Below are 22,156 nucleotides of genomic sequence, written 5' to 3' on the forward strand. Positions count from 1 at the left end.
CACCGCGCGCTCGATGTCCTGGAGCGTGTTCTTGCTGGCGAGCCGCCACGCCTTGCCGCCGATGAGGTACGCCGGCGGCCCGCACGAGTCGCGGCCGGCGCTGCCGTCCCGCGGGGGAACAGGCGTATCCGACGGGCCGCCCTCCCCCACTGCGGCCCGCCGGAGCTTCAATGTGCTGGAGTACATCCGAGAACGTCGATGTTGCTCGGATGAAGTGTGGGTCAGCGAGGTACAGGGCCGGTATGGGTACAACTGCGTATGAGCGGATGCTGTCGGTCGCCGTGGCCGCGCTCCACGAACACGACCCTGAGCGCTTGTGGCCCCTCCTGGCAGCCGAACTGCCGGCCCTGTGCGGTGGCGACGCCCTGATCTACAAGCTGGACAACTGGAACGAGAGCGAGGGGACGCTGGGACTGTCCCCCGGCGCCGACGCCGAGTTCGGCTCGCTCGGCGAGGAGGAGACGAAACTGCTGCGCGCGGGCTACCCGTTGGCCGGGCACTACGCGGGCCGAGCGGACCGGACGCCGGTCACGGCGCGCCGGCTGGCCGGCCGTTCCTGGTCGGGGAGCCCGACCGCGCAGTTGCTCGACGACCTCCTGGACGTCGATCACGTGCTGGGGATTCCGCTGCCGCAGTCGACCACCCCGGTCACCGGGTGCATGGTGTACCGCTCCGGGCGGGACTTCAGCGACGACGAGCTGCGTCTGGCCGAGCAGGCGCAGCCCCTGCTGGCCGCCGTCGAGCAGCAGCGCCAGCTCCTGCGGCGGCTCAACGCCCCGTCCGAGGAGGCGGCCGACCTGGCGCTCACGCCCCGGGAGACGACCGTGCTGCTCCTGCTCGGCGACGCCCTGACCGCCGTGTCGATAGGCCGCAGGCTGGGGATATCCGAGCGTACGGTCCACAAGCACATCGCGAACATCTACCGGAAGCTCGGCACGCACGACCGCGTCAGCACCGTGCTGCAGGCCCAGCGGCTCGGGCTCGTCCCTACGGCATCGGCGGCCCGCCCTTGAGGCGTTCCAGGTCGGAGGGGCGGACCTGGATGACCACGAGGGCGATGAGCGCGGCGAGCACAGCGAAGATCGCGGCCACGACGAAGGCGGCCGAGACGCCGGCGGTCAGGACCTCGTCGCCCCAGGAGCCCGGAAGTTGACCGGTGCGGGCGAAGAGGCGGCGCTCGGCCGTGGTGGCCTGGGCGAGGAAGTTCGGGACCTGCTTCTCCGCCTCGTTGGTGCTGGCCGTTCCGAACGTGGTGACCAGGATGGACAGCCCGAGCGAACCGCCGACCTGCTGGGTGGCGTTGAGCAGCCCGGAGGCGGCGCCGGTCTCCTCGGTGGGCACGTTGGAGAGCGCCATCAGGGTCAGTGACACGAACTCCATGCCCATGCCGAGGCTGAAGACGAGCATCGGCCCGAGGACACTGCCCGCATAGGTGGAGTGGACGTCGGTCAGGGTCAGCCAGGCCAGCCCGGCCGCCGCGAGGATCGCGCCCACCACCATGAAGGGTTTGGGCCCGTAGACGGGCAGGAACCGGGACGCGAGACCGGCACCGATCGCGATGACCACGCTGACCGGCAGGAACGCGAACCCGGTCGCCAGGGGGCTGAAGTCCAGCACGTTCTGGGTGAAGAGGGTCAGGAAGAAGAACATGCCGAAGATCGCGGCCGCGAGGCACAGCATGATGCCGTAGGTGCCCGCGCGGTTGCGGTCGGCGAACATGTGCAGCGGGGTGATCGGCTGCCGGGAACGCTTCTCGATCAGCACGAACACCACGAGCAGGACGACCGCGGCGGCGAACGAACCGAGGGTGAGCGCGTCCCGCCAGCCTTCCTGGGCGGCCCGGATGAAGCCGTACACCAGCAGCACCATGCCCGCCGTGGCGGTCAGCGCTCCGGCGATGTCGAAGTTGCCGGGATGCCGCTCGGACTCGCGGATCCAGCGGGGCGTGGCGAGCGCGATGAGCAGTCCGATGGGGACGTTCACGAACAGCACCCACCGCCAGTTCAGCCACTCGACGAGCACTCCTCCGGCCAGCAGTCCGATCGCGCCGCCGCCCGCCGAGACCGCGGCGAAGACGCCGAACGCCCGGTTGCGGTCGGGTCCTTCGCGGAAGGTGGTACTGACCAGGGAGAGCGCGGTCGGGGACGCGATGGCGCCGCCGACGCCCTGGAGGGCGCGTGCGGCGAGGAGTTGGCCCTCGTTCTGGGCGAGGCCGCCGAGCAGCGAGGCGAGCACGAACAGCAGCACTCCGCAGACGAACATGCGGCGCCTGCCGAGGATGTCGCCGGTGCGGCCGCCGAGCAGCAGCAGCCCGCCGAAGGTGAGGGTGTACGCGTTGACCACCCAGGCCAGGCTGGTGGTGGAGAAGTCCAGGGAGCGCTGGATGTCCGGGAGCGCGATGTTCACGATGGTGATGTCGAGCACCACCATGAGCTGGCAGGACGCGATGACCAGCAGGGCCATGGCGTTTCCGCCCCCGCCGGAGTCCGGTGGGGTGGTCCGTGGTGCAGAACTCGCCTGCGGGTCAGTGCTCATGGTCTCCGTACGACGGTACGCCCGTGCCGTGGCCGTCACCACTTGAGCACGTGGCAGCCCCAGCCCTCCAGGGCGACGTACAGACCGGAGTCGGTCAGTTCGTCTCCGTCACGGTCGTACACCGCCCCGGTGAGCAGGTCGGTCGCCCGGCACACACGGCCTCTCAGGTCGTCCCACGGCAGGGGCAGCCTGGCCCGGGCCGGCCCCTCGGAGTCGTTGACGACGACCAGGTGGCGGGCGTCGCTGTGGGTCCAGGTCCAGGCGAGCAGACGGCGGTGGGTGTCGTCGTCCGGCCGGCCCTCGGGTGTCACCGACCGCCAGTCCCCCCGGCGTACGGAGGCGGCGGTGGGCAGCAGCCGGGCGTAGAAGTCACGCAGGGGCTCGTCGACGGGCTCCGGCGGCCTGCGCCTCAGGAACACCGGTGGCCGTACCCGGCGGCCCTCGAACTGGCCCTCGTGCCAGAGCGTGGCGCCCGGCAGGGTCGCGACGGCCACGGCCGCCGCCCGTCCCCGGTCGCCGGGCAGGGTGGCGGCGGCCCGTGGCTCGTCGTGGTTCTCCAGGAAGCGGACGAGACCGTGCTGGTAGGTGGGGTCGGCGCTCAGGTGGGCGCGCACGGAGTCGGCGTCCTCGTGCAGGAGCCGGTCGTAGAGGCGCTTGTCGTAGCAGTGGTCGAAGCCCTGCCGCTGGAGGGGCCCTTCGAGATCCCAGTAGGCCTCGGCGACCAGGAGGAGGCCGGGGTGACGGGCCCTCACGCGGGGGATGACGTACGGCCAGAAGTCCTCGGCCGGGGCCGTGCCCACCCGGTCACCCCAGGTTCTGCCGAAGACGTCGTTCATCAGCAGCATGGCCATGTCGATGCGCACGCCGTCGGCCTGGTCGCCGATGGACACGAGGGTCTCGACGGTCCCCTCCCGGAGTGCGTCGGAGAAGGCGTTCAGCTGCACGACGTCGGGCCAGGGCGGGAAGTACGGGTCGCGGCCGCGGGCGAAGATCCGTCCCCCGGCCTCGATGAAGTCGGCCGGAGCGCGGGCCAGGTCGTCGGCGGTGCCCTGGACGAGACGGTCGGGGTCCGAGGTGAGCCAGGGATGGTCGGGGGCCACGTGGTTGGGGACGTGGTCGAGGATCAACCGCAGTCCCCGCGCGGCCAGTCGGGCGCGGGCGGCGGCCAGTCCGTCAGGCCCTCCCAGGGAGGCGGCCACGACGTAGTCGCGTACGCAGTACGGCGATCCGGCGATGTCCGCCTCGGTGACGTCGGGCAGGGCTTCACGGAAGGAGGCCCTGAGTGCCTCGTCACGCAGGGCGATCTCCAGTCCGGCCGGGCTGCGCTCCCACACTCCCATCAGCCACACGGTGTCCACGCCGGGCGGTGCGACGGAGTCCCAGTCCTCGTCGGGCACGTCACCGAGGGTGACGGGACGGCCGTGGCGGTGGCTCAACTCGCCCAGCCAGACGAGGGTGTTGATCTCGTGGATCACGGTCATGACAAGGGCTCCTCCCTGCCACCGCCCGACCGCGGGGACCCCGCCGGTCGCGTCCGGCTCAGCCGATCTCGACCAGCAGGTCACCGCCCTCCACCTGCTGGATCTTGTTGATGGCGAGGCGGGTGACCCGGCCGGCCTTAGCGGCGGTGATCGAGGCCTCCATCTTCATGGCCTCGATGGTGGCGACGGTGGCTCCGGCCGCCACCTCGTCGCCCTCGCTCACGGCGAGCGTGACGACGCCGGCGAACGGGGCGGCGACATGGCCGGTGTTGGCACGGTCGGCCTTCTCGGTGACCGGGATGTCGGAGGAAGCCGCGTGGTCGCGGATCTGGATGGGTCGCAGCTGGCCGTTGAGCGTGGACATCACCGTGCGCAGGCCCCGCTCGTCGGCCTCCCCGATCGCCTCCAGCGCGATGAGGAGCCGTACACCCGGTTCCAGGTCGACGGCGTACTCCTTGCCCGGGCGAAGACCGTAGAAGAAGTCCTTGCTGTCCAGGAGGCTGGTGTCGCCGTAGGACTGACGGTGTGTCTCGTACTCGCGGGTCGGGGCGGGGAACAGGAGCCGGTTGAGGGTCGAGCGGCGGTCCTTCTCCAGGCCGGTGCGGTCCTCGGAGTTCAGTTCCTGGACGGGCTTGGCGTCGGCGCGGCCCCGCAACGCCTTGGTGCGGAAGGGCTCGGGCCAGCCGCCGGGCGGGGTGCCGAGTTCACCGCGCAGGAAACCGATGACGGAGTCGGGGATGTCGAAGCGGTCCGGGGTCTCCTCGAACTCCTTGGGGGTGACCCCGGCGCCGACCAGGTGCAGCGCGAGGTCGCCGACCACCTTGGAGGAGGGGGTGACCTTCACCAGATGCCCGAGGAGCCGGTCGGCCGCCGCGTACATCGCCTCGATGTCCTCGAAGCGGTCGCCGAGGCCGAGGGCGACGGCCTGGGTGCGCAGGTTGGAGAGCTGTCCGCCGGGGATCTCGTGGTCGTAGACGCGCCCGGTCGGGGAGGCGAGGCCCGCCTCGAAGGGGGCGTAGATCTTGCGGACGCTCTCCCAGTACGGCTCCAGGTCTCCGACGGCCTTGAGGTCGAGGCCGGTGGGGCGGTCGGAGTGGTCGGTCGCGGCGACGATCGCGGAGAGGGAGGGTTGCGAGGTCGTACCGGCCATGGAGGCGACGGCACCGTCCACGGCGTCGGCGCCCGCCTGGATCGCGGCCAGGTAGGTGGCGAGCTGGCCGCCCGCGGTGTCGTGGGTGTGGATGTGCACCGGCAGGTCGAACTCGCGGCGCAGCGCCGAGACGAGCTTCGCGGCGGCCGGGGCGCGCAGCAGGCCCGCCATGTCCTTCACGGCCAGGACGTGGGCGCCCGCGTCCACGATCTGCTCGGCGAGGCGCAGGTAGTAGTCGAGGGTGTAGAGGCGCTCGTTCGGGTCGGAGAGGTCCGAGGTGTAGCAGAGGGCCACCTCGGCGATCGACGTGCCGGTGGTGCGTACGGCCTCGATGGCGGGGCGCATCTGGCTGACGTCGTTGAGGGCGTCGAAGATGCGGAAGATGTCGATGCCGGTCTCGGCGGCCTCCTGCACGAAGGCGTCGGTCACCTCGGTCGGGTACGGGGTGTAGCCGACGGTGTTGCGGCCGCGCAGCAGCATCTGGAGGCAGATGTTGGGGACGGCCTCGCGCAGGGCGGCCAGCCGCTCCCAGGGGTCCTCGGCGAGGAAGCGCAGGGCGACGTCGTAGGTGGCACCGCCCCAGCACTCCAGGGAGAGCAGCTCGGGCAGGGTGCGGGCGACCGTCGGGGCGACGGCGAGCATGTCCTTGGTCCGCACGCGCGTGGCCAGCAGCGACTGGTGGGCGTCGCGGAACGTGGTGTCGGTGACGCCGATGGTCGGCGACTCGCGCAGCCACCGCGCGAAGCCCTCGGGGCCGAGTTCGGTGAGCTTCTGCTTGGAGCCCGCGGGCGGCTCCACGCTCGTGTCGACGCTCGGCAGCTTGGAGACCGGCTCGATCAGCTCGGGCCGCTCGCCATGCGGTTTGTTGACCGTCACGTCGGCCAGGTAGGTCAGCAACTTGGTGCCGCGGTCGGCGGACTGCCGGGCCGTCAGCAGATGCGGGCGCTGTTCGATGAACGACGTGGTGACGTTGCCCGCCTGGAAGTCCGGGTCGTCGAGGACGGCCTGGAGGAACGGGATGTTGGTGGCCACACCACGGATGCGGAACTCGGCGACGGCACGCCGGGCCCGGTTGACCGCGGTGGTGAAGTCCCGGCCCCGGCAGCTGAGCTTGACCAGCATCGAGTCGAAGTGGGCGCTGATCTCCGTACCGGCGTGGGTGGTGCCGCCGTCGAGGCGGATGCCGGAGCCACCGGGCGAGCGGTAGGCGCTGATCCGGCCGGTGTCCGGGCGGAAGCCGTTGGCGGGGTCCTCGGTGGTGATACGGCACTGGAGGGCGGCGCCGTGCAGCCGCACCGCCTCCTGGGAGAGCCCGAGGTCGGCGAGGGTGGCGCCGGCGGCGATCCGCAGCTGGGCCTGAACGAGGTCGACGTCGGTGACCTCCTCGGTGACCGTGTGCTCGACCTGGATGCGCGGGTTCATCTCGATGAAGACGTGGTTGCCGTCGCGGTCGAGGAGGAACTCCACGGTGCCCGCGTTGCGGTAGCCGATCTCGCGGGCGAAGCGGACGGCGTCGGCGCAGATCCGGTCGCGCAGCTCCGGGTCGAGGTTGGGCGCGGGCGCGAGCTCGATGACCTTCTGGTGGCGGCGCTGCACCGAGCAGTCACGCTCGTAGAGGTGGATGACGTTGCCCTCGCCGTCGGCGAGGATCTGGACCTCGATGTGGCGGGGCTCGACGACGGCCTTCTCCAGGAAGACGGTCGAGTCGCCGAAGGCCGAGGCCGCCTCGCGCGCGGCCGCCTCGATGGACTCCCGCAGCTGGGCGGGGTCCTCGACCCGGCGCATACCGCGCCCGCCACCACCCGCGACGGCCTTCACGAACACCGGGAAGCCGACGTCCTCGGCGGCCCGCACCAGCTCGTCCACGTCGGTGGAGGGGGCCGAGGAGCCCAGGACCGGCACGCCCGCGGCGCGGGCCGCGGCGACCGCGCGGGCCTTGTTGCCGGTCAGTTCGAGGATGTCGGCGCTGGGGCCGACGAAGGTGATGCCCGCTTCCTCGCAGGCGCGGGCGAGCTCGGGGTTCTCGGAGAGGAAGCCGTAGCCGGGGTAGACGGCGTCGGCGCCGGCCTGGCGGGCGGCGCGGATGATCTCGTCGACGGAGAGATAGGCCCGTACGGGATGGCCCGGTTCGCCGATCTCGTAGGCCTCGTCGGCTTTGAGTCGGTGCAGTGAGTTGCGGTCCTCGTGGGGGAAGACGGCGACCGTCCTCGCGCCCACCTCATAGCCCGCGCGAAACGCTCGGATCGCGATCTCACCACGGTTGGCGACCAGTACCTTGCGGAGCATTCCCGTTCCCTTCGGCCTGCCGGTGACGCCCCCATGTTCTCGGCAAAGGCGGTCGGTGGCCATGAGAGTCAGGTCACGTGTCGCGGACGGTTTGGGGATGATCCGCGCAGGTACAGCGGTTGTACGACCTCGTGCGGCCGACCGTGATCACTTCACCGTACCGGTGAAGGGGGTCACCGGCCGCTCCAGGCGCTCCCCGTCCACGGTGATGTCGACGGCCTCGTTGAAGAAGGCGAGAAGTCCCTTGACGGCTCCCACGGCGGGGAGCGGGTCGGGGTAGCTCCAGACGATGTTCGCGTGGCCGCCCACCGACCAGTACTCGGCCGTGCCCTTGTAGGGGCAGCCGGTGTGGTGGTCGGTGGCTTCGAGGAGGTCGAGGCGGACGTCCTCGCGCGGGAGGTAGTACCGGGTGGGCAGGCCCGTCTCGAAGAGCAGGACGGGGCGGCGGGTGTCGGCGACGAGCGTCCCGTCGATCTCCACCTGGACATGTCGGCTGCCGGCCATGGCGTCGACGCGTTTGTGGGGGTCACGGGGGTGGATGAAGATCTCTTCCTCCTCCTCGTACCAGTGGTCGAGGCCGGTGCCCCAGCGCCGGAACCACGCGAAGGCGATGTGGTCGGCGAGGTCGGCGGCCGGGAAGGTCCAGGCGGCGTTCTCGACGAGCTCGCCGTCGGCCTCCAGGTCGTAGAAGACCTGTGATCCGGTGTGGGTGCCGGTCGCCGGGTTCTTCGCGGGGCGCAGCAGGTCCTCGCGGACGTCGGCGCGCGGGAAGGCGTACAGCGGTACGGGTACGTCGGGCTCCCAGACGAGGACGGGGTGGCGGCTGTCGACGACGGTGACGTCTCCCTTGCGGCCGCGCACCCAGCGCTCGCTGGGCTCCCACAGCAGGCCCTCCGGGGTGGTCCGTACGTCTCGTGCGGTGGGGAACGTGGTCATGATCGGTTCTCCCTTCACCTCTTCAGGAAGTCTGCCAGTCCGGTCAGGAGCCGGTCGACGTCCTGTGTGTCGTTGTAGGGGGCGAGGCCGACGCGCAGGCCGCCGGTGTCGCCGAGGCCGAGGTGGCGGGAGGCCTCGACGGCGTAGAAGGAGCCGGCCGGGGCCTGGACTCCGCGCTCGGCGAGGAAGCCGTACGCGTCGGCCGTGCTGTGGTTCTCGAAGGTCAGCAGGACGGTCGGGGTGCGGTCGGCGGCCCGGGAGTGGACGGTGACACCGTCGAGCGCGGCCAGCCCTTCGTCGATGCGGGCGCGCAGGACGTGTTCGTGGGCTTCGAGGGCGGCGAACCCGGCGGCCAGCCGCTCGCGCCGGCTGCCGGTGGCCGTCGTGTCGAGACGCTCGGCGAGGAAGTCGACCGCCGCTGTCGTGCCGGCGAGGAACTCGTAGGGCAGCGTGCCCAGTTCGAAGCGCTCCGGGACGGTGTCGGTGGAGGGCAGGAGCTTGTCCGGGCGCAGGGTCTGCAGCAACTCCGGGCGGGCGGCGAGGACTCCGTGGTGCGGGCCGAGGAACTTGTACGGGGAGCAGACGAAGAAGTCCGCGCCCAGCTGCTCCGTCTCCACGAGGGAGTGGGCGGTGTGGTGGACGCCGTCCACGTAGAGCAGTGCGCCGACCTCGTGGGCTGCCCTGGCGATCGCGGGGATGTCGGGGCGGGTGCCGATCAGGTTGGAGGCGGCCGTGACGGCGACGAGCCGGGTGCGCCCGGACAGGACGGCGCGGATGGCGTCGACGCTCAACTCCCCTGTCTTCGGGTCGAATTCCGCCCAGCGCACGGTGGCGCCCGACTGGACCCAGGGGCGGATGTTGGCGTCGTGGTCGAGGCGGGTGACGACCACTTCGTCGCCGGGCGACCAGGTTTTGGCGAGGGTGCGCGAGATTTCGTAGGTGAGCTGGGTGGCGCTGCGGCCGAAGACGATCCCCGCCGGGTCCGCCCCGAGCAGGTCGGCCATGGCCCGGCGGGCCTCCGTGACGATCCGCTCGGCGTTGCGCTCCCCCAGCGTGATCCGTCCCCGGTTCGACAGGGGCTGTGCCAGGGCGTCGGCGATGGCGCGGATGACGGGTTCGGGGGTCTGGGTGCCGCCGGGGCCGTCGAAATGGGCGGTGCCGGCGGCCAGGGCCGGGAAGTGGGAGCGGAGGGCGGCGATGTCGTACGTCACGTGGGGCTCCTCGGTCCGGCCGGTTGACGGTGTGACCTCAGCGTGTCACGCCGTGCGCGGCGGCTCACGGTGGGCCCGGTTCGTGGCCGTCGGTCCGTCGGGGCCGTCGGTCCTTCGGGTCCGTCGGTCCGTCGCGGACAGGCGGCACGGGTCCGGACGAGCTCGGCGAAACGCGCGATGCCGGGCCCGGAGCCCCACAGGACACGCGGGGCTCCTCCGTCCGGCGGTCCACGGCGTGGGCTCAACCTGCCACCCCATGCGCGGGGGCTCACGGTGGGCCCGGTGCGTGGCCGTCGGTCGAGATGCCGGGCCCGGAGCCCCCACAAGGACACCTGGGGCTCCTCGGTCCGGCGGTCGACGGTGTGAGCTCAGCCAGTCACCCCGTGCCCAGGGTCTCGTGGTAAGCACGGTTCGTGGCCATCAGTCCGTCCAGGGCGTCCCGGGTGCGGATCAGGTCCTGGATGTGCGCGGAGAGCCGGTCGCGTTCCTCGGCCATCCGCACCAGCGCGGCGTCGGACGTCTCCTCGCTGGGTGACTCGACGCACGGCAGGAGCTCGGTGATCGTGCGGCTGGACAGTCCGGCCGCGTACATCCCCTGGAGGAAGAGGACGCGCTCGACCGCGTCCTCCGTGTAGTGCCGCTGCCCGCTCGCGCTGCGCGTGCTGGTGAGCAGGCCCTGCTCCTCGTAGTAGCGCAGGGCCCGGACGCTGACCCCGGCCCGTGCCGCCAACTCCCCGATGCGCACGACTTCCTCCCTGACGGACTTGACCCTCACGTCGACGTCAGGTTTTAGCGTAACCACGTGCTCGGGACACGGGCACGAGGATCACGAAGGAGACGTGACGTGACAACGCTTTTCACCGGTTTCCGGCTCGGCGGACTGCTGCTGCCCAACCGGGTGGTCATGGCCCCGATGTCACGCGTGCGGGCCGCCGAGGGCGGTCTGGCGACGCCTTCGATGGCGCGCTACTACGCCCAGCGGGCCACGGCCGGCCTGATCGTCAGCGAAGGGGTGCAGCCGAGTTTGATCGGGCAGTCCAATCCGGGCACACCGGGGCTGCACACCGACGAGCAGGTGGCCTCGTGGCGCCCGGTGACCGAGGCCGTGCACACCAACGGGGGCCGTATCTTCGCGCAGATCATGCACGGCGGGCGGGTCTCGCACCCGGACACCAACGGTCTGCGGCCCGTCGGCCCCTCGGCCGTCCCGGCCACCGGCGAGGTGTTCACGCCCACCGGACCGCAGCCCGCGCCGGTTCCGCGGGCGTTGGACACGGCGGAGGTGCCCGAGCATGCCGCGTCGTACGCCGAGGCCGCGCGGCGCGCCGTCGACGCCGGGTTCGACGGGGTGGAACTGCACGGCGCCAACGGCTACTTGATCTCCCAGTTCCTCTCCTCCAACGCCAACCTGCGCACGGACGCTTACGGCGGCTCGGTGGCCGGCCGGATCCGGTTCGCCGTCGAAGCGGCCGCCGCGACCGTGGACGCGGTCGGCGCGGAGAGGACCGGGATACGGCTCTCACCGGGCGGCACGTTCTGGGGAGTCGAGGAGTCGGACGTGACCGAGCTGTACACCGCGCTGCTGACCGAGCTGTCCGGGCTCCAACTGGCCTACGTCCATCTGGAGGCCACCGCTCCCGAGGAGACGCTCCTCGCCCTGCGCCGGGCCTGGCCGGGCGCGCTCGTCATGAATCCCGTACTGCCGATGGGCGCCAAGCAGACCGGCCGCTCGGAGGCCGACCACTGGCTCGGCCTCGGCGCCGACCTCATCAGCTTCGGCCGCGCCTTCATCGCCAACCCCGACCTGGTCGAACGGCTGCGCACCGACCTGCCGATCGCCCCCGCCGACGAGGCCACGTACTTCCAGGGGGGCGACAGCGGCTATCTCACTTATCCCGCATACCAGTACACGGCATGACGTCCGGGTGGCGAGGACACCACGAAAGGGTAACGAGGGTCAACCGTAGGCAATGTCGGGTGGTCTAGCCCGACATGAAGATCTCTTTCCTGCTCCACAACGCCTACGGGATCGGAGGCACCATCACCACCACGTTCAATCTGGCCCAGGCCCTGGCCGAACGGCACGAGGTGGAGATCGTCTCCGTGCTGCGGCACCGGGAACTGCCCAACTTCGTGCTGGATCCCCGGGTTTCGCTGCGGCCACTGGTCGATCTGAGGCAGGAGAGGGATCACCCCTTACATCAGAGACCGGCGCGGGTGTTCCCGCGCTCGGAGTACCGGTACGGGCAGTACAGCGAACTGACCGACCAGCGCATGTCCCAGGCCCTCGCCACCATCGAGGCGGACGCGGTGATAGGCACCCGCCCCGGGCTCAACGTGCATCTCGCCGGCCAGGCGCCACCCCATGTGGCCCGCGTCGGCCAGGAGCACCTCACCCTCGACAACCACTCACCCCGGCTGCGCACCGCGCTGCGCCGGGCCTACCGCGGGCTCGACGTGCTCACCACGGTCACCGAGGCGGACGCGGCCGCCTACCGGCGCCGGATGCGGCTGCCCGGCGTACGGGTCGAGGCACTGCCCAACAGCGTGCCGGACCCCGTGCTGCCGGCCGCGGACGGCTCCGCCAAGGTGGTCGTCGCGGCCGGACGGCTGGTCCCGGTGAAGCGGTACGACCTCCTCGTCGAGGCCTTCGCCGCGGTCGCCGCCGAGTATCCGGACTGGCAGCTGCGCATCTACGGCAAGGGCGACGAACACGACCGGCTGCGGCGGCTCATCACCGATCTCGGCCTGTGGAACAACGTCTTCCTCATGGGTGCCGCCGCCCCGATGGAGGCCGAGTGGGTCAAGGGCTCGATCGGTGTGGCCGCCTCCGACTTCGAACCCTTCGGCATGACCATCGTCGAGGCCATGCGGTGTGGGCTGCCCGTGGTGAGCACGGACTGCCCCCACGGACCCGCCGAGATCATCGCGGACGGCGTGGACGGCCGTCTGGTGCCGGTCGGGGACCGGGACGCGATGGCCGCCGCCCTGCTGGAGCTGGCCGGGAACGACGAGCTGCGGCGCCGGATGGGCAGGGCGGCCCTGGAGAACGCGCGGCGGTTCGCTCCCGGTCCCGTGGTCGAGCAGGCCGAGCGGCTGATCACGGAGGCGGTGTCGGCGCGGCGGGCGGGCCGGCGGGTCGTGCGGCAGCGCCAGGGCGGAACGCTGACCGCCCGGAGTTCCGCCGCCAGGGACACCGCGCTGATCGCGGCGAGCGGCGCGCTGCGCCTCGTACGGAAGGGACGGTCATGACCACGCCACGCGCCGGATGCGCTATCGACCCGGAGGGCCGGATCATCTTCGAGCTGCCGGCGGCCCGCGAGCAGCGGTTGCTGCTGCGGCTGCGTCCGAAGAAGGGGGAGCCCGAGGAGACCCTGCACGTCCTCGACCTGGACACCGTCGGCGAAGGGCGCACCCAGGCCGTGCTGGGCCCCGACCCCGTGCTCGTGGAAGGGCGGTGGGACGTGTATCTCCTTGACGGGTCCGAGCGCACCCGTCTGCGTCCGGGCCCCCGTGACCTGCGGGCCCTGGTCGACGGGGACCTGCGGGAGCGGCGGGGGCCGCTGGCCGTACGGGTTCCGTATGCCACCAAGGACGGCTACCTCGCGGTGCGGACCTGGCTGAGGCCCGCGCACGCGGAGGCCGACCGCGTGGACGTCACGGGCCCTGCACTGAGGGTCGCGGCCCGGCTGCACGGCGCCTCGCTGCTGGACGGTGCCGAGGTGCGGCTGCGGCTGCGGCGCGGTGAAGGGGCCGTACGCACGCTGGAGCCGCTGATCGAGGAGGACGGCCAGGGCTTCTCGTTCACGGTCGACGACGCGACCCTGGACATCGGCATCTGGGACATGTACGTACGGCCCGCTCCCGAAGCCCCGTTGATCCGGCTCGCCCGTCTCCTGGACGACGTGGCCGACCGCAAGCACGTCTTCGTCTACCCCGGTGCCCAGGCCGGGAAAGTCGTCGTGCGGCCGTACTACACCGTCGACAACGACCTGTCCCTGGAGGTGACACGGGCCAAGTGAGACGCCCGGTTCGGTCCGCCGGGACACCGTGCTGAAGGTCAGCCCCAGAGAACGTGCAGCGTGGGTGGCTTGCGGAAGACCAGGCCGTGCGGGGCGGCCGGGTGGGCCGGGTCGAGGCGGAGGGCGGGGAGACGGTCGAGCAGGTGCCGTAGGGCGATGCGGGTCTCCAGGCGGGCCAGGTGGGCGGCGAGGCAGTAGTGGGGGCCGTGTGCGAAGGCCAGTTGGAGGCGGGCGTTCGCGCGGCGGACGTCGAAGCGGTCGGGGTCGGGGAAGACGGCGGGATCCCGGTTGACGCCGGTCAGGGAGACGGTGACGAGGTCGCCCTTGTGGATCGCGGCCGGACCGAGGGTGATGTCACGGGTGGCGTAACGGTCCACTACGGCCGCGCCGGGTTCGAGGCGCAACGACTCCTCGATCGCGCTGTCCAGCAGCGCGAAGTCGGCCTGGACCAGGGCGAGTTGGTCGGGATGGCCCAGGAGGTGCAGCAGTGCGTTGGTGATCATGGCCTCGGTGGTCTCTATGCCGCCGAACATCAGCACCGCGGCGTTGGAGGCCACTTCCGGCAGCGCGAGCCGCCCGGCGGCGGTGGTCAGGAGCGAGTGGGCCCCGTCCGCGACCGTCGCCTCGACCGCCTTCCGGAGCTGTGCGTACGCCGCCGGGCCCTCGGGTCCCGCGGCCCGGCCTTCCGTGAGGTCCGAGACCGACCGCACGATGGCGTCGTACCAGGACAGCACCGTGCCCGTGTCGGCGCCCACCAGTCCGAGTGCCTCGGTGACGACGGCGACGGCGAGCGGGCCGGCGAAGGTGCGGCGCAGTTCGGCGGCGCCCGCAGGTTCGAGTGCGGTGACGAGCCGGTCGGTCTCCCGCTCGATGAACTCGGCGAAGCCGTCCCGCACTTCACGCGGGCGGAAGGGCGCGGTGAACGGCTCGCGGTGGCGGGCGTGTTCGTCGCCGTCCAGCGAGAGCATGCTCGGGCCGACGATCCGGGCGGTCGAGAAGCGGGGGTCGTCGACGGTGAAGGTCTCTGCGTCCCGCATCACGTCGAGCGCGAGATCGCGACGGGTCACCAACCAGCCGTTCAGTTCGGGCAGCCAGGACACGGGTTCGTGCGCGCGGAGTGCGGCCAGGCGCGCGTGCGGATCACTGGCGAGTTCGGCTGTCGTGGTGGCGGCGCCGAGCGGGAATGCGATCACGCCTCAGCCTAACCCGGCGGAAAACACGTGGCAGAGGCGCGTCGGGCGGCTTACGCTGCTCCGCGATGACGACTCACCCTCCCGAACGATTGGGGGTCCCGTCCGCGCAAGGTGAGTGCTGATGCTCACCTCGACCGCGAACGAGGACATCCGTACGTCCTTCTGGCCGCGCGTGCGCGAGTTCGCCGTGCCGGCCTCCATGATCGAGACCGCGACCGCCCGTCGCCTCGCCGGGGACTGGGCGGGGGCGTGTGCCGCCGCGGGCTTCGACGTCGATCTCGACCTCAGGGCCGTGGCGCGCGAGCACGGCCGGGAGCCGGCTTCCCGGGTCCGGGCCGATCTCCGCGCCCTCGCTCCCGACCTGCTGCGCTGGCACATGCCGAGGATCGCCCCGGACGGGCTGCTGCGGCCCGGGCTCACCCTGACCCTGGCGCGGTACGAGGCCGCCGAGGGCCCGGTGCATCTCGTGGCCCGCACCGCGCCCGCCTGGGCGGATGCCGGGCAGCGGATCAGCCTCGCACTGTGGTCCCGGTCCACGGCCGACGCCGTACGGCATCCGCACTCCCGCCCGAGCCGACGCTTCCGGCTGGATCTGCACCGGCATCTGTGGGATGCGGGCAGGGTCGGGGAGTTGCGGGGACGGTCGGGGGCAGGTGGGGAGCGGGGCTGGGGCGGTGAGGTCGGCGACCGAACCGAAGCGAATGACAACCACGCCCGGTCCGGAACCCGCCGGACCCACGACCGGACCGGAACCGGAGAAGACCACCACCGGACCAGGACCGATGAGCTGCAGCAAGGGTCTGAAGCCGGTGAGCCCTCGCTCCGGTCTCGATCTGATCAACTCCCCCTCCATACAGCGGAGTTGATGATGTCGACCGCTTGTGCCGTCGATCGGTGGGCGGCGGAGGCGCGGCTACTGCTCGCGGCCGAAGGACGGACCGGCGGACTCCTGCTGGTGCGGCTCGGCAGGCGGCAGCGGCTGGTGCTGGAGCTCGCCGCGGACGACGACCTGATACGCCCCGTGCCGACCCCCTCGGGCGGTACCGTCTCCGCACTCCCCGTCCTGCCCGACGCGGCGACCTGGGTGCTGCCCGACCTCCGGCTGTTGCGCGCCGGCGCGATCGAGGCGGATCGGCTGCACCCCCTGGTCGCCACCGCGTTGGCACCGGGCCGCGCGGCCACCGGACCACCCCGCACGCCCGACCGGTCCGGACGACCGCGTCTCGTGGAGTGCCGGGGAGCCCGTCACCGGATCGGTCTTGTCGACGGGGTGCTGGTTCCGCTGGACCACGACCCGGACGAGATCCGGCGGGAAGAACTGCTGGTCGCGCTGACCGGCACCCCGCTCCCCTGTCTCCAGGCCATCGATGAGGCACATCGCCGTCCGCACTGCCTCGAGGGCGTCCGCGAACGTCTCCTGCACGGCGACACCAGCGGCGCGCTGGCCGTCGTGGAAGGCCTGCTCGGGCCAGAGGCACTGCTACGCACCGGCCCGTTCCGGGACGAACTGGAGGCGGCGGCGCTGCGGCGCGTCACCTACGGCCTGTTCAGGGCGGGTCTGACGGGCCCCGGGCCCACCTGGTTCCGGCCGCGCCCGACTGGTCGCGACTCCCGGATCCGGCGCACCCATCCGCGTCACGCGACCTGAATCCTGCACCGGGGAAACCGCTCCCCCTCCTCACCCGCTCCTAGCCCAAAGGTGATCACACATGCCCATGACAGCCCCTGCGCCCGCATCCCAACTCGACATCGCTGCCGACCTGTTGACCCTCCTGCGCGATTCCACCACCGAACCGCGCCCCGACTCCCAACTGGAGGCCCTCACCCTGGCCGTGGCCGCCGATCTGCCCGTGCTGCTGTGGGGTGAGCCGGGCATCGGCAAGACCGCCGCCCTGACCCAGCTCGCCGCGGCCCTGGACCTGCCGCTGACCACGGTGATCGCCAGCGTGCACGAGCCGTCCGACTTCTCCGGGCTGCCCGTGGTCGGGGACGATCCCGCGACCCAGGGCGTGCCGATGGCCCCGCCGGACTGGGCCGTACGGCTGGTGCGGGCCGGGCGGGGGCTGCTGTTCCTGGACGAGTTGTCCACCGCGCCGCCCGCCGTCCAGGCCGCGCTGCTCAGGCTCGTCCTGGAACGGCGCATCGGCACGCTCCAGCTGCCGCCCGGCGTAAGGATCGTGGCGGCCGCCAACCCCCGGTCCTCGGCGGCCGACGGGTGGGAACTGAGCCCGCCGCTGGCCAACCGGTTCGTCCATCTCCAGTGGACCCACGACCACGAGGTCGTCGTACGCGGACTCGGCGGGACCTGGCCGCGGGCCACCCTGCCGCGGCTCGACCCGGGCAAGCTGCCGGAGGCCGTGGAGTTCGCCCGCCGCGCGGTGTGCGGGCTGCTCGCCGCGCGGCCCACGCTCGTGCACCGGCTGCCCACCAACGAGACGCGGCGGGGCGGCCCTTGGCCCTCGCCGCGGAGCTGGGACATGACGCTGTCCCTGATCGCCTTCGCGACCGCCGCCGGTTCCGCGCGGGACGTGCTCTCCCAGCTGGTCCGGGGCACGGTGGGCGACGGTCCGGGCCTTGAGCTGCTGGCGAGCCTGGACCGGCTGGACCTCCCGGACCCGGAGGACGTGCTCGCCGATCCCGCGGGGGCCGTCCTGCCCGAGCGCGGAGACCTGCGGCAGGCCGTGCTGGACGGTGTCGTGGCGGCCGTACGCGTGCGTCCGGACCGGGCCCGCTGGGACTCGGCGTGGGCGGTGCTGGCCCGGGCGCTGGAGACCGGGGCCCCGGACCTAGTGGTGGTGCCCGCGACCACGCTCGCCTCGCTGCGGCAGCAGGACTGGGAGGTGCCGGCGACGATCGAGCGGCTCGCCGGGACGGTGGCGCTGTCCCGGCGGGCGGACCGGGCGGCAGTCGCCTCCAAGGCCCGCCGATGAGCACGAGCACCCCCGAAAAGGGGGGCCATCTGGACCGCGACAAGCTCTTCGCCGCCCGTCTCCACGCCGCTCGGGCCCGTCCCTATCTGGCCACCGCGCTGTTCGCGCTGCACACCGTCGCGTCGAAGCAGGTGCCGACGATGGCCGTCGACCGGCACTGGCGGTGCTATGTCTCACCGGCGTTCGTGGACCGCATGCCGGTGGAGGAGCTCGCGGGCGTGTGGGTGCACGAGGTGTCCCATCTGCTGCGGGACCACCACGGGCGCGGTGACCGGGTGGCGCGTGAGCGCGGGCTGACCGGTGTCGGAGACCGGCTGCGGATGAACATCGCCGCGGACTGCGAGATCAACGACGACGTGTACGGCGACGGACTGGTCGCGCCCAAAGGCGCCGTCCGGCCCGGGCGGTTGAGGCTGCCCGTGGGGCAGCTGATGGAGGAGTACCTGAGCGGGATCAGCTTCGGGCCGCTCACCCTTGACCTGTCCTGGCTGGACTGCGGCAGCGGTGCCGACGGTCTGGAGCGCGAGTGGGACCTGGGCTCCGACGGCGCGGACGGGCTGAGCGAGCAGGAGCGGGACGCGGTTCGTTTCCGGGTGGCGCAGGGCATCAAGGCGCACCCGGGGAGCACTCCGCAGGGCTGGCAGCGGTGGGCACAGGAGGCGTTCCATCCGCCGCAACCGTGGCGGGACCTGCTGGGCGCGGCGCTTCGTTCGGCGGTCTCCGGCTCCGGCGCGGGCGACGACTACAGCTACGGGCGTCCCTCGCGTCGTTCGGCGGGGGTCCCCGGCGCGGTGCTGCCGAGCCTGCGGCGTCGGCCGCCGCGGGTCTGCGTGATCATCGACACCTCCGGCTCGGTCAGTGACGGCGAGCTGGGCAGCGCGCTCCTGGAGGTTGCCGCGATCTCCCACGCCGTGGGCGGCCGACGTGATCTGGTCCACGTGCTGTCGTGCGACGCGGCGGCCGGGGTCGTGCGTCCGCTGTGCCGGGCCGAGGGCATCCCGCTGGTCGGCGGCGGGGGTACGGATCTGCGCACGGGCTTCGAGAGGGCGCTGCGCTCGCGGCCCCGTCCGGACGTCGTCGTGGCCCTGACCGACGGGCAGACCCCCTGGCCGAGCGCACAGCCCTCGTGCCGTACGGTCATCGGCCTGTTCCCCCGGCCGGGGAGGAGCGGGGCACGACGCGAGAACAATCCCGAGTACGTACCGGACGCACCGCCTCCCTGGGCCCGCGTGGTGGAGATCGGCTCTGCTGGTAACCGGTGAGCCACTGACCTCGCGGCGCCCTTGGGGTGGACGTGAAGGTGGTGGAGCACGAGATCATGGGGGCCGGAGGAGTCCGGAGCACAGCGCGGGCCTGGGTGGGAGGAGCGGCATGACCAATGTCGACGTGCACCAGCATCTGTGGAGCCCGTCGCTGGTGACGGCCTTGAGGGCGCGCCGCGAGCCGCCGTACGTGGACGGTTGGACGCTGTATCTGCACGGTGAGCCGCCCTACGACCTCCCGCCCGCCGACCACGACGTGAACCTGCGCGCGGAACTCGCCGCCTCCGACGGCCTCGGCCTCGCGCTCGTCTCCCTCTCGGCGCCGATCGGCGTGGAGTGGCTGCCCGCGGCCGAGGCACGGCCGCTGCTGGACGCCTATCACGAGGGCGCGGCCGCGCTGCCCGCGCCGTTCGGAGCGTGGGCCGCCGCCTGTGTGCGGGACATCGACGCCAGGGCGACGGCCGCATACCTCGACCAGGGGTTCGTCGGCCTCCAGCTGCCCGCCGACGCCCTTGTGGACGCGGCCGGTTACGCCCGGTGCGCCCCACTGCTCGATCTGCTGGCGGAGCGCGACCTCCCGCTGTTCGTCCATCCGGGGCCCGCCGCCGGTGGCTCCGAGGGGCCCGGCTGGTGGCCCGCGATGGTCCCGTACGTCCAGCAGATGCACGCCGCCTGGTTCGCCTTCCGCGCCTACGGCCGTCCCCGTCACCCACGGCTGCGGGTGTGCTTCGCGCTGCTGGCCGGGCTCGCCCCGCTGCACGGGGAGCGGTTCGCCGCGCGCGGGGGCGGCGGGACACAGCCGGACCCGTCGGTCTTCGTCGAGACGTCCTCGTACGGCCCGCGTGCCGTCGAGTCCGTCGTGCGTGCCCTGGGCGTGGAGGCCGTCGTCCAGGGTTCGGACCGGCCGTACGCGGAGCCGCCCCAGCATCCCGGCCACGGGCTCGGAGGGGCGGCGGCGTACGCCTTCCGTATCGCCAACCCCCGGCGCCTGCTCACCGGGAAGGAGTGACGGGGGCAGGCAATTATCGGCAACGGTTTTCACAGGCGCGCGTGCTGGGACCGAACGGCGCCGAGTGCCCGGCGTACGGTTGCGACGCCCGCCTGAGGGTCCGCGCTATCCGCTCCGCTCCCGCACGGTGCGCGGTGAGGCCCCCAGCTCCTTGCGGCAGGTCTTGTTGAAGGCCTGGAGGTCGGGGATGCCGACGGTCGCCGCGATGGCCGGGATGGCCAGGGTCGAGGCGATGAGCAGGTGCCGGGCGCGTTCCATGCGGCGGCGCCGGATGTAAGCGACGACGGTATGTCCGGTGTCCTCGCGGAACAGCCGGGTCAGATGGGTGTGCGAGACCCCGGCGGCACGGGCGATGCCGGGGACGGTCAGGGGCCCTGCCAGGTGCTCCTCGATGTGGGCTACGGCCGTCCGCAGCGCGGGGTGGCGGGCCCGGTCCTCGCCGGCGCCGGTCAGGCCGGTGGTGCGCCACAGCACCGTCCACAGCTCGGCGGCGGCCCGGGCCGGGGACTGCGCGCTCGCCGCGACCGTCTGCCGCAGCAGCCCGGTCAACACCGCCGCGTCCGCGCCGGCGTCCTGCATCACCGGGACCCGGCACCGCTCGCCGCCGCCCGGCAGCCGGAAGTGGGCGTACAGGTGCTCGCAGCGCGCGGCGTCGTAGTGGAAGTGCACCTCGGTGTCGGGCGGGACGAGGCTCACGTGTCCGGGGCGGATCGGGTGCCGGGAGCCGCCGAGCTCCAGGGCGCCCGAGTAGTCGTAGAGATGGAGCTGCCACAGGTGCGGGAGCCGGAACACGTCGTGCGGGCCCGCGGTGCCGTGCACACCGACGCCCGCGTTCTCCACCTGCGGGGGCAGGTGGAGGGCCAGGTCGACATGGCGTGTCATGGTGGAAAATTACCAGTGGTCGTCGATTACGACCCACGACAGCGGCCGCTGTTGTTCCTACGGTTGCCGTATGTCAACCACACGACAGCTGCTGAACTCCGCCCAGGTGGCGCGGTTCGTGGCCCACGGCTTCCTGCGCCTGGACGGCATCGTGCCCCGGGAGATGAACGAGGAGGCGCTCGGGGTCTTCGCCGACGGGCTGCCCTCCGTGCCGTACGGCACTCCCGTGCCGAAGGCGTTCCCCGAGGGTTCCTTCGCCCGCCGACTGGTCGAACTGCCCGCCGTCGCGGGGGCGTTGGAGAGTCTGGTGGGCCCGGACCCGACCGTCGACCACCATTTCGTACACACCCGTGAGCCGCGTGAGGGCAGTGCGCAGCCGCTGCACGGGGACGCCGTCATCGATGTGCGGCCCGACGCGTTCGACGTGCAGCTCATGTACTACCCGCAGGAGGTCACCGCCGAGATGGGCGGCACCCTCATCGTGCCCGGCAGCCATCTGCGGCGTACCAACGAGACCGACACCGGCCGCTATCAGAACCTGCGCGGGCAGATCCGGCTGACCTGCCCGGCCGGCACGGTCGTCCTGCTGCACCACGGGATCTGGCACGGCGGGCGGCGCAACGACAGCGACATCGTCCGCCACATGTACAAGATCCGCTTCAACCCGACCGTGCCCCAGGTGCGACTGTGGGACACCGCGGACCTGGACGCGCCCGCCGTCCGGGAGGAACTGGGACGCGGTTTCCCCTGGTACGAGCAGGCCACCGGCCGGCTGGAGATCCTCAACCGGATCAGGCTGTGGCGCGCACTGTCCGGCGACCCCGCGTTCGACGTCGAGTACTGGGCCACCCGTATCGCCAACCGGCCCGCCGCACAGAGGAGCCAGGCGTGACCATGTCCACCACCGTGCGCCAGCAGGTTCTCGTCCTGTACCTGGACACCTCCGCGCTCGACTCACGGGTCGTCGGCTGGGCCCGCTACGACGGCACCGGCGCCGCCCGTCCCACGACCGGGGACAGCGACGAACCGCCGTACGAGACGGGCGTCGCCGCCCTGGAGGACGGCTGGCGGCTCTTCCAGGCCGCGCAGCTCGTCCCGCCGTATCCGGGGACGGAGCACGAGACGTCGTTCCTCAAGCACGAGTTCTTCTTCGAGAAGCTGGTGAGCGGCGGATGAGACAGAGCTCATAGCCGTGAATGCCTCGAATATGGTCCAATACGCCGTAAGTATGACGAATCGGACTCCGGATCTTCGAGGAA

The 22,156-nt window shown here is 72.0% G+C and carries 19 protein-coding genes; 10 read left to right on the forward strand and 9 right to left on the reverse strand.

Features of this window, described 5'->3' with window-relative positions; genetic code table 11:
- The coding region (locus ABZT93_RS15635; protein ID WP_356104278.1) for a hypothetical protein at positions 1–186 on the reverse strand (186 nt) is incomplete at its 3' end.
- A 56-nt stretch (positions 187–242) separates the two neighbouring features.
- Here ABZT93_RS15635 and ABZT93_RS15640 point away from each other — a divergent pair.
- Positions 243–1,013 (forward strand): LuxR C-terminal-related transcriptional regulator, encoded by a 771-nt coding sequence (locus ABZT93_RS15640; RefSeq protein ID WP_356104282.1) that lies wholly within the window; start codon positions 243–245, stop codon positions 1,011–1,013.
- Here the strand turns inward: ABZT93_RS15640 and ABZT93_RS15645 are convergent.
- The 6 genes from ABZT93_RS15645 to ABZT93_RS15670 form a co-directional block, all read right to left on the reverse strand.
- On the reverse strand, positions 988–2,463 hold the full coding sequence (locus tag ABZT93_RS15645) for an MFS transporter (RefSeq protein ID WP_356104810.1): 1,476 nt from the start codon (positions 2,461–2,463) through the stop codon (positions 988–990). The two genes, ABZT93_RS15640 and ABZT93_RS15645, sit on opposite strands and share 26 nt — an antisense overlap.
- A gap of 107 nt (positions 2,464–2,570) precedes the next feature.
- Positions 2,571–4,016 (reverse strand): alpha-amylase, encoded by a 1,446-nt coding sequence (locus ABZT93_RS15650; protein ID WP_356104285.1) that lies wholly within the window; start codon positions 4,014–4,016, stop codon positions 2,571–2,573.
- A gap of 58 nt (positions 4,017–4,074) precedes the next feature.
- The gene (locus tag ABZT93_RS15655; protein ID WP_356104288.1) at positions 4,075–7,452 is read right to left on the reverse strand and encodes a pyruvate carboxylase; all 3,378 of its coding nucleotides are present in this window, start codon (positions 7,450–7,452) and stop codon (positions 4,075–4,077) included.
- A 147-nt stretch (positions 7,453–7,599) separates the two neighbouring features.
- Complete coding sequence (locus ABZT93_RS15660) at positions 7,600–8,388, reverse strand: DUF427 domain-containing protein (RefSeq protein WP_356104291.1); 789 nt, start codon at positions 8,386–8,388, stop codon at positions 7,600–7,602.
- Positions 8,389–8,402: 14 nt separating this feature from the next.
- On the reverse strand, positions 8,403–9,599 hold the full coding sequence (locus ABZT93_RS15665) for a cysteine desulfurase-like protein (RefSeq protein ID WP_356104294.1): 1,197 nt from the start codon (positions 9,597–9,599) through the stop codon (positions 8,403–8,405).
- Between the two features lie 376 nt (positions 9,600–9,975).
- Positions 9,976–10,344 (reverse strand): MerR family transcriptional regulator, encoded by a 369-nt coding sequence (locus ABZT93_RS15670; protein WP_356104297.1) that lies wholly within the window; start codon positions 10,342–10,344, stop codon positions 9,976–9,978.
- A 99-nt stretch (positions 10,345–10,443) separates the two neighbouring features.
- Here ABZT93_RS15670 and ABZT93_RS15675 point away from each other — a divergent pair, with 99 nt between their 5' ends.
- From ABZT93_RS15675 to ABZT93_RS15685, 3 genes are all read left to right on the forward strand, one after another.
- Positions 10,444–11,517 carry an alkene reductase gene (locus ABZT93_RS15675; RefSeq protein ID WP_356104300.1) on the forward strand — a complete coding sequence of 358 codons (1,074 nt, stop codon included), beginning with the start codon at positions 10,444–10,446 and terminating at the stop codon, positions 11,515–11,517.
- A 74-nt stretch (positions 11,518–11,591) separates the two neighbouring features.
- The gene (locus tag ABZT93_RS15680) at positions 11,592–12,851 is read left to right on the forward strand and encodes a glycosyltransferase family 4 protein (RefSeq protein WP_356104303.1); all 1,260 of its coding nucleotides are present in this window, start codon (positions 11,592–11,594) and stop codon (positions 12,849–12,851) included.
- The gene (locus tag ABZT93_RS15685) at positions 12,848–13,621 is read left to right on the forward strand and encodes a hypothetical protein (RefSeq protein WP_356104307.1); all 774 of its coding nucleotides are present in this window, start codon (positions 12,848–12,850) and stop codon (positions 13,619–13,621) included. The genes ABZT93_RS15680 and ABZT93_RS15685 overlap by 4 nt, the downstream gene beginning before the upstream one ends.
- Positions 13,622–13,659: 38 nt before the next feature.
- Here the strand turns inward: ABZT93_RS15685 and ABZT93_RS15690 are convergent, their stop codons facing one another.
- Positions 13,660–14,814, reverse strand: coding sequence for a cytochrome P450 (locus ABZT93_RS15690; RefSeq protein ID WP_356104310.1), 1,155 nt, complete (start codon positions 14,812–14,814; stop codon positions 13,660–13,662).
- A gap of 121 nt (positions 14,815–14,935) precedes the next feature.
- Here ABZT93_RS15690 and ABZT93_RS15695 point away from each other — a divergent pair, with 121 nt between their 5' ends.
- The 4 genes from ABZT93_RS15695 (at position 14,936) to ABZT93_RS15710 (ending at position 20,015) form a co-directional block, all read left to right on the forward strand.
- Positions 14,936–16,462: a hypothetical protein gene (locus ABZT93_RS15695; protein WP_356104312.1), complete on the forward strand. Its 1,527-nt coding sequence runs from the start codon at positions 14,936–14,938 to the stop codon at positions 16,460–16,462.
- A 61-nt stretch (positions 16,463–16,523) separates the two neighbouring features.
- On the forward strand, positions 16,524–17,744 hold the full coding sequence (locus tag ABZT93_RS15700; RefSeq protein ID WP_356104315.1) for an AAA family ATPase: 1,221 nt from the start codon (positions 16,524–16,526) through the stop codon (positions 17,742–17,744).
- Positions 17,741–19,006, forward strand: coding sequence for a VWA-like domain-containing protein (locus tag ABZT93_RS15705; protein WP_356104319.1), 1,266 nt, complete (start codon positions 17,741–17,743; stop codon positions 19,004–19,006). The genes ABZT93_RS15700 and ABZT93_RS15705 overlap by 4 nt, the downstream gene beginning before the upstream one ends.
- Before the next feature lie 109 nt (positions 19,007–19,115).
- Positions 19,116–20,015: an amidohydrolase gene (locus ABZT93_RS15710; protein WP_356104322.1), complete on the forward strand. Its 900-nt coding sequence runs from the start codon at positions 19,116–19,118 to the stop codon at positions 20,013–20,015.
- Positions 20,016–20,120: 105 nt separating this feature from the next.
- Here the strand turns inward: ABZT93_RS15710 and ABZT93_RS15715 are convergent, their stop codons facing one another.
- Positions 20,121–20,897, reverse strand: a complete 777-nt coding sequence (locus tag ABZT93_RS15715; RefSeq protein WP_356104325.1) for an AraC family transcriptional regulator — start codon at positions 20,895–20,897, stop codon at positions 20,121–20,123.
- 70 nt (positions 20,898–20,967) lie between these two features.
- Between ABZT93_RS15715 and ABZT93_RS15720 the strand changes: the two genes are divergently transcribed.
- Complete coding sequence (locus ABZT93_RS15720) at positions 20,968–21,789, forward strand: phytanoyl-CoA dioxygenase family protein (protein ID WP_356104328.1); 822 nt, start codon at positions 20,968–20,970, stop codon at positions 21,787–21,789.
- A gap of 2 nt (positions 21,790–21,791) precedes the next feature.
- Positions 21,792–22,073: a hypothetical protein gene (locus ABZT93_RS15725; protein WP_356104812.1), complete on the forward strand. Its 282-nt coding sequence runs from the start codon at positions 21,792–21,794 to the stop codon at positions 22,071–22,073.
- Positions 22,074–22,156: the final 83 nt, after the last annotated feature.

The organism is Streptomyces sp. NPDC005303, from assembly GCF_040607335.1.
Classification (GTDB): Bacteria; Actinomycetota; Actinomycetes; order Streptomycetales; family Streptomycetaceae; genus Streptomyces.

Bases quoted from the DNA above. Each gene is read 5' to 3' on its own strand.
- ABZT93_RS15640 (WP_356104282.1), top strand. From the start codon at position 243: ATGGGTACAACTGCGTATGAGCGGATGCTGTCGGTCGCCGTGGCCGCG.
- ABZT93_RS15645 (WP_356104810.1), bottom strand. From the start codon at position 2,463: ATGGCCCTGCTGGTCATCGCGTCCTGCCAGCTCATGGTGGTGCTCGAC.
- ABZT93_RS15650 (WP_356104285.1), bottom strand. From the start codon at position 4,016: ATGACCGTGATCCACGAGATCAACACCCTCGTCTGGCTGGGCGAGTTG.
- ABZT93_RS15655 (WP_356104288.1), bottom strand. From the start codon at position 7,452: ATGCTCCGCAAGGTACTGGTCGCCAACCGTGGTGAGATCGCGATCCGA.
- ABZT93_RS15660 (WP_356104291.1), bottom strand. From the start codon at position 8,388: ATGACCACGTTCCCCACCGCACGAGACGTACGGACCACCCCGGAGGGC.
- ABZT93_RS15680 (WP_356104303.1), top strand. From the start codon at position 11,592: ATGAAGATCTCTTTCCTGCTCCACAACGCCTACGGGATCGGAGGCACC.
- ABZT93_RS15685 (WP_356104307.1), top strand. From the start codon at position 12,848: ATGACCACGCCACGCGCCGGATGCGCTATCGACCCGGAGGGCCGGATC.
- ABZT93_RS15695 (WP_356104312.1), top strand. From the start codon at position 14,936: ATGCTCACCTCGACCGCGAACGAGGACATCCGTACGTCCTTCTGGCCG.
- ABZT93_RS15700 (WP_356104315.1), top strand. From the start codon at position 16,524: ATGCCCATGACAGCCCCTGCGCCCGCATCCCAACTCGACATCGCTGCC.
- ABZT93_RS15705 (WP_356104319.1), top strand. From the start codon at position 17,741: ATGAGCACGAGCACCCCCGAAAAGGGGGGCCATCTGGACCGCGACAAG.
- ABZT93_RS15710 (WP_356104322.1), top strand. From the start codon at position 19,116: ATGACCAATGTCGACGTGCACCAGCATCTGTGGAGCCCGTCGCTGGTG.
- ABZT93_RS15715 (WP_356104325.1), bottom strand. From the start codon at position 20,897: ATGACACGCCATGTCGACCTGGCCCTCCACCTGCCCCCGCAGGTGGAG.
- ABZT93_RS15720 (WP_356104328.1), top strand. From the start codon at position 20,968: ATGTCAACCACACGACAGCTGCTGAACTCCGCCCAGGTGGCGCGGTTC.
- ABZT93_RS15725 (WP_356104812.1), top strand. From the start codon at position 21,792: ATGTCCACCACCGTGCGCCAGCAGGTTCTCGTCCTGTACCTGGACACC.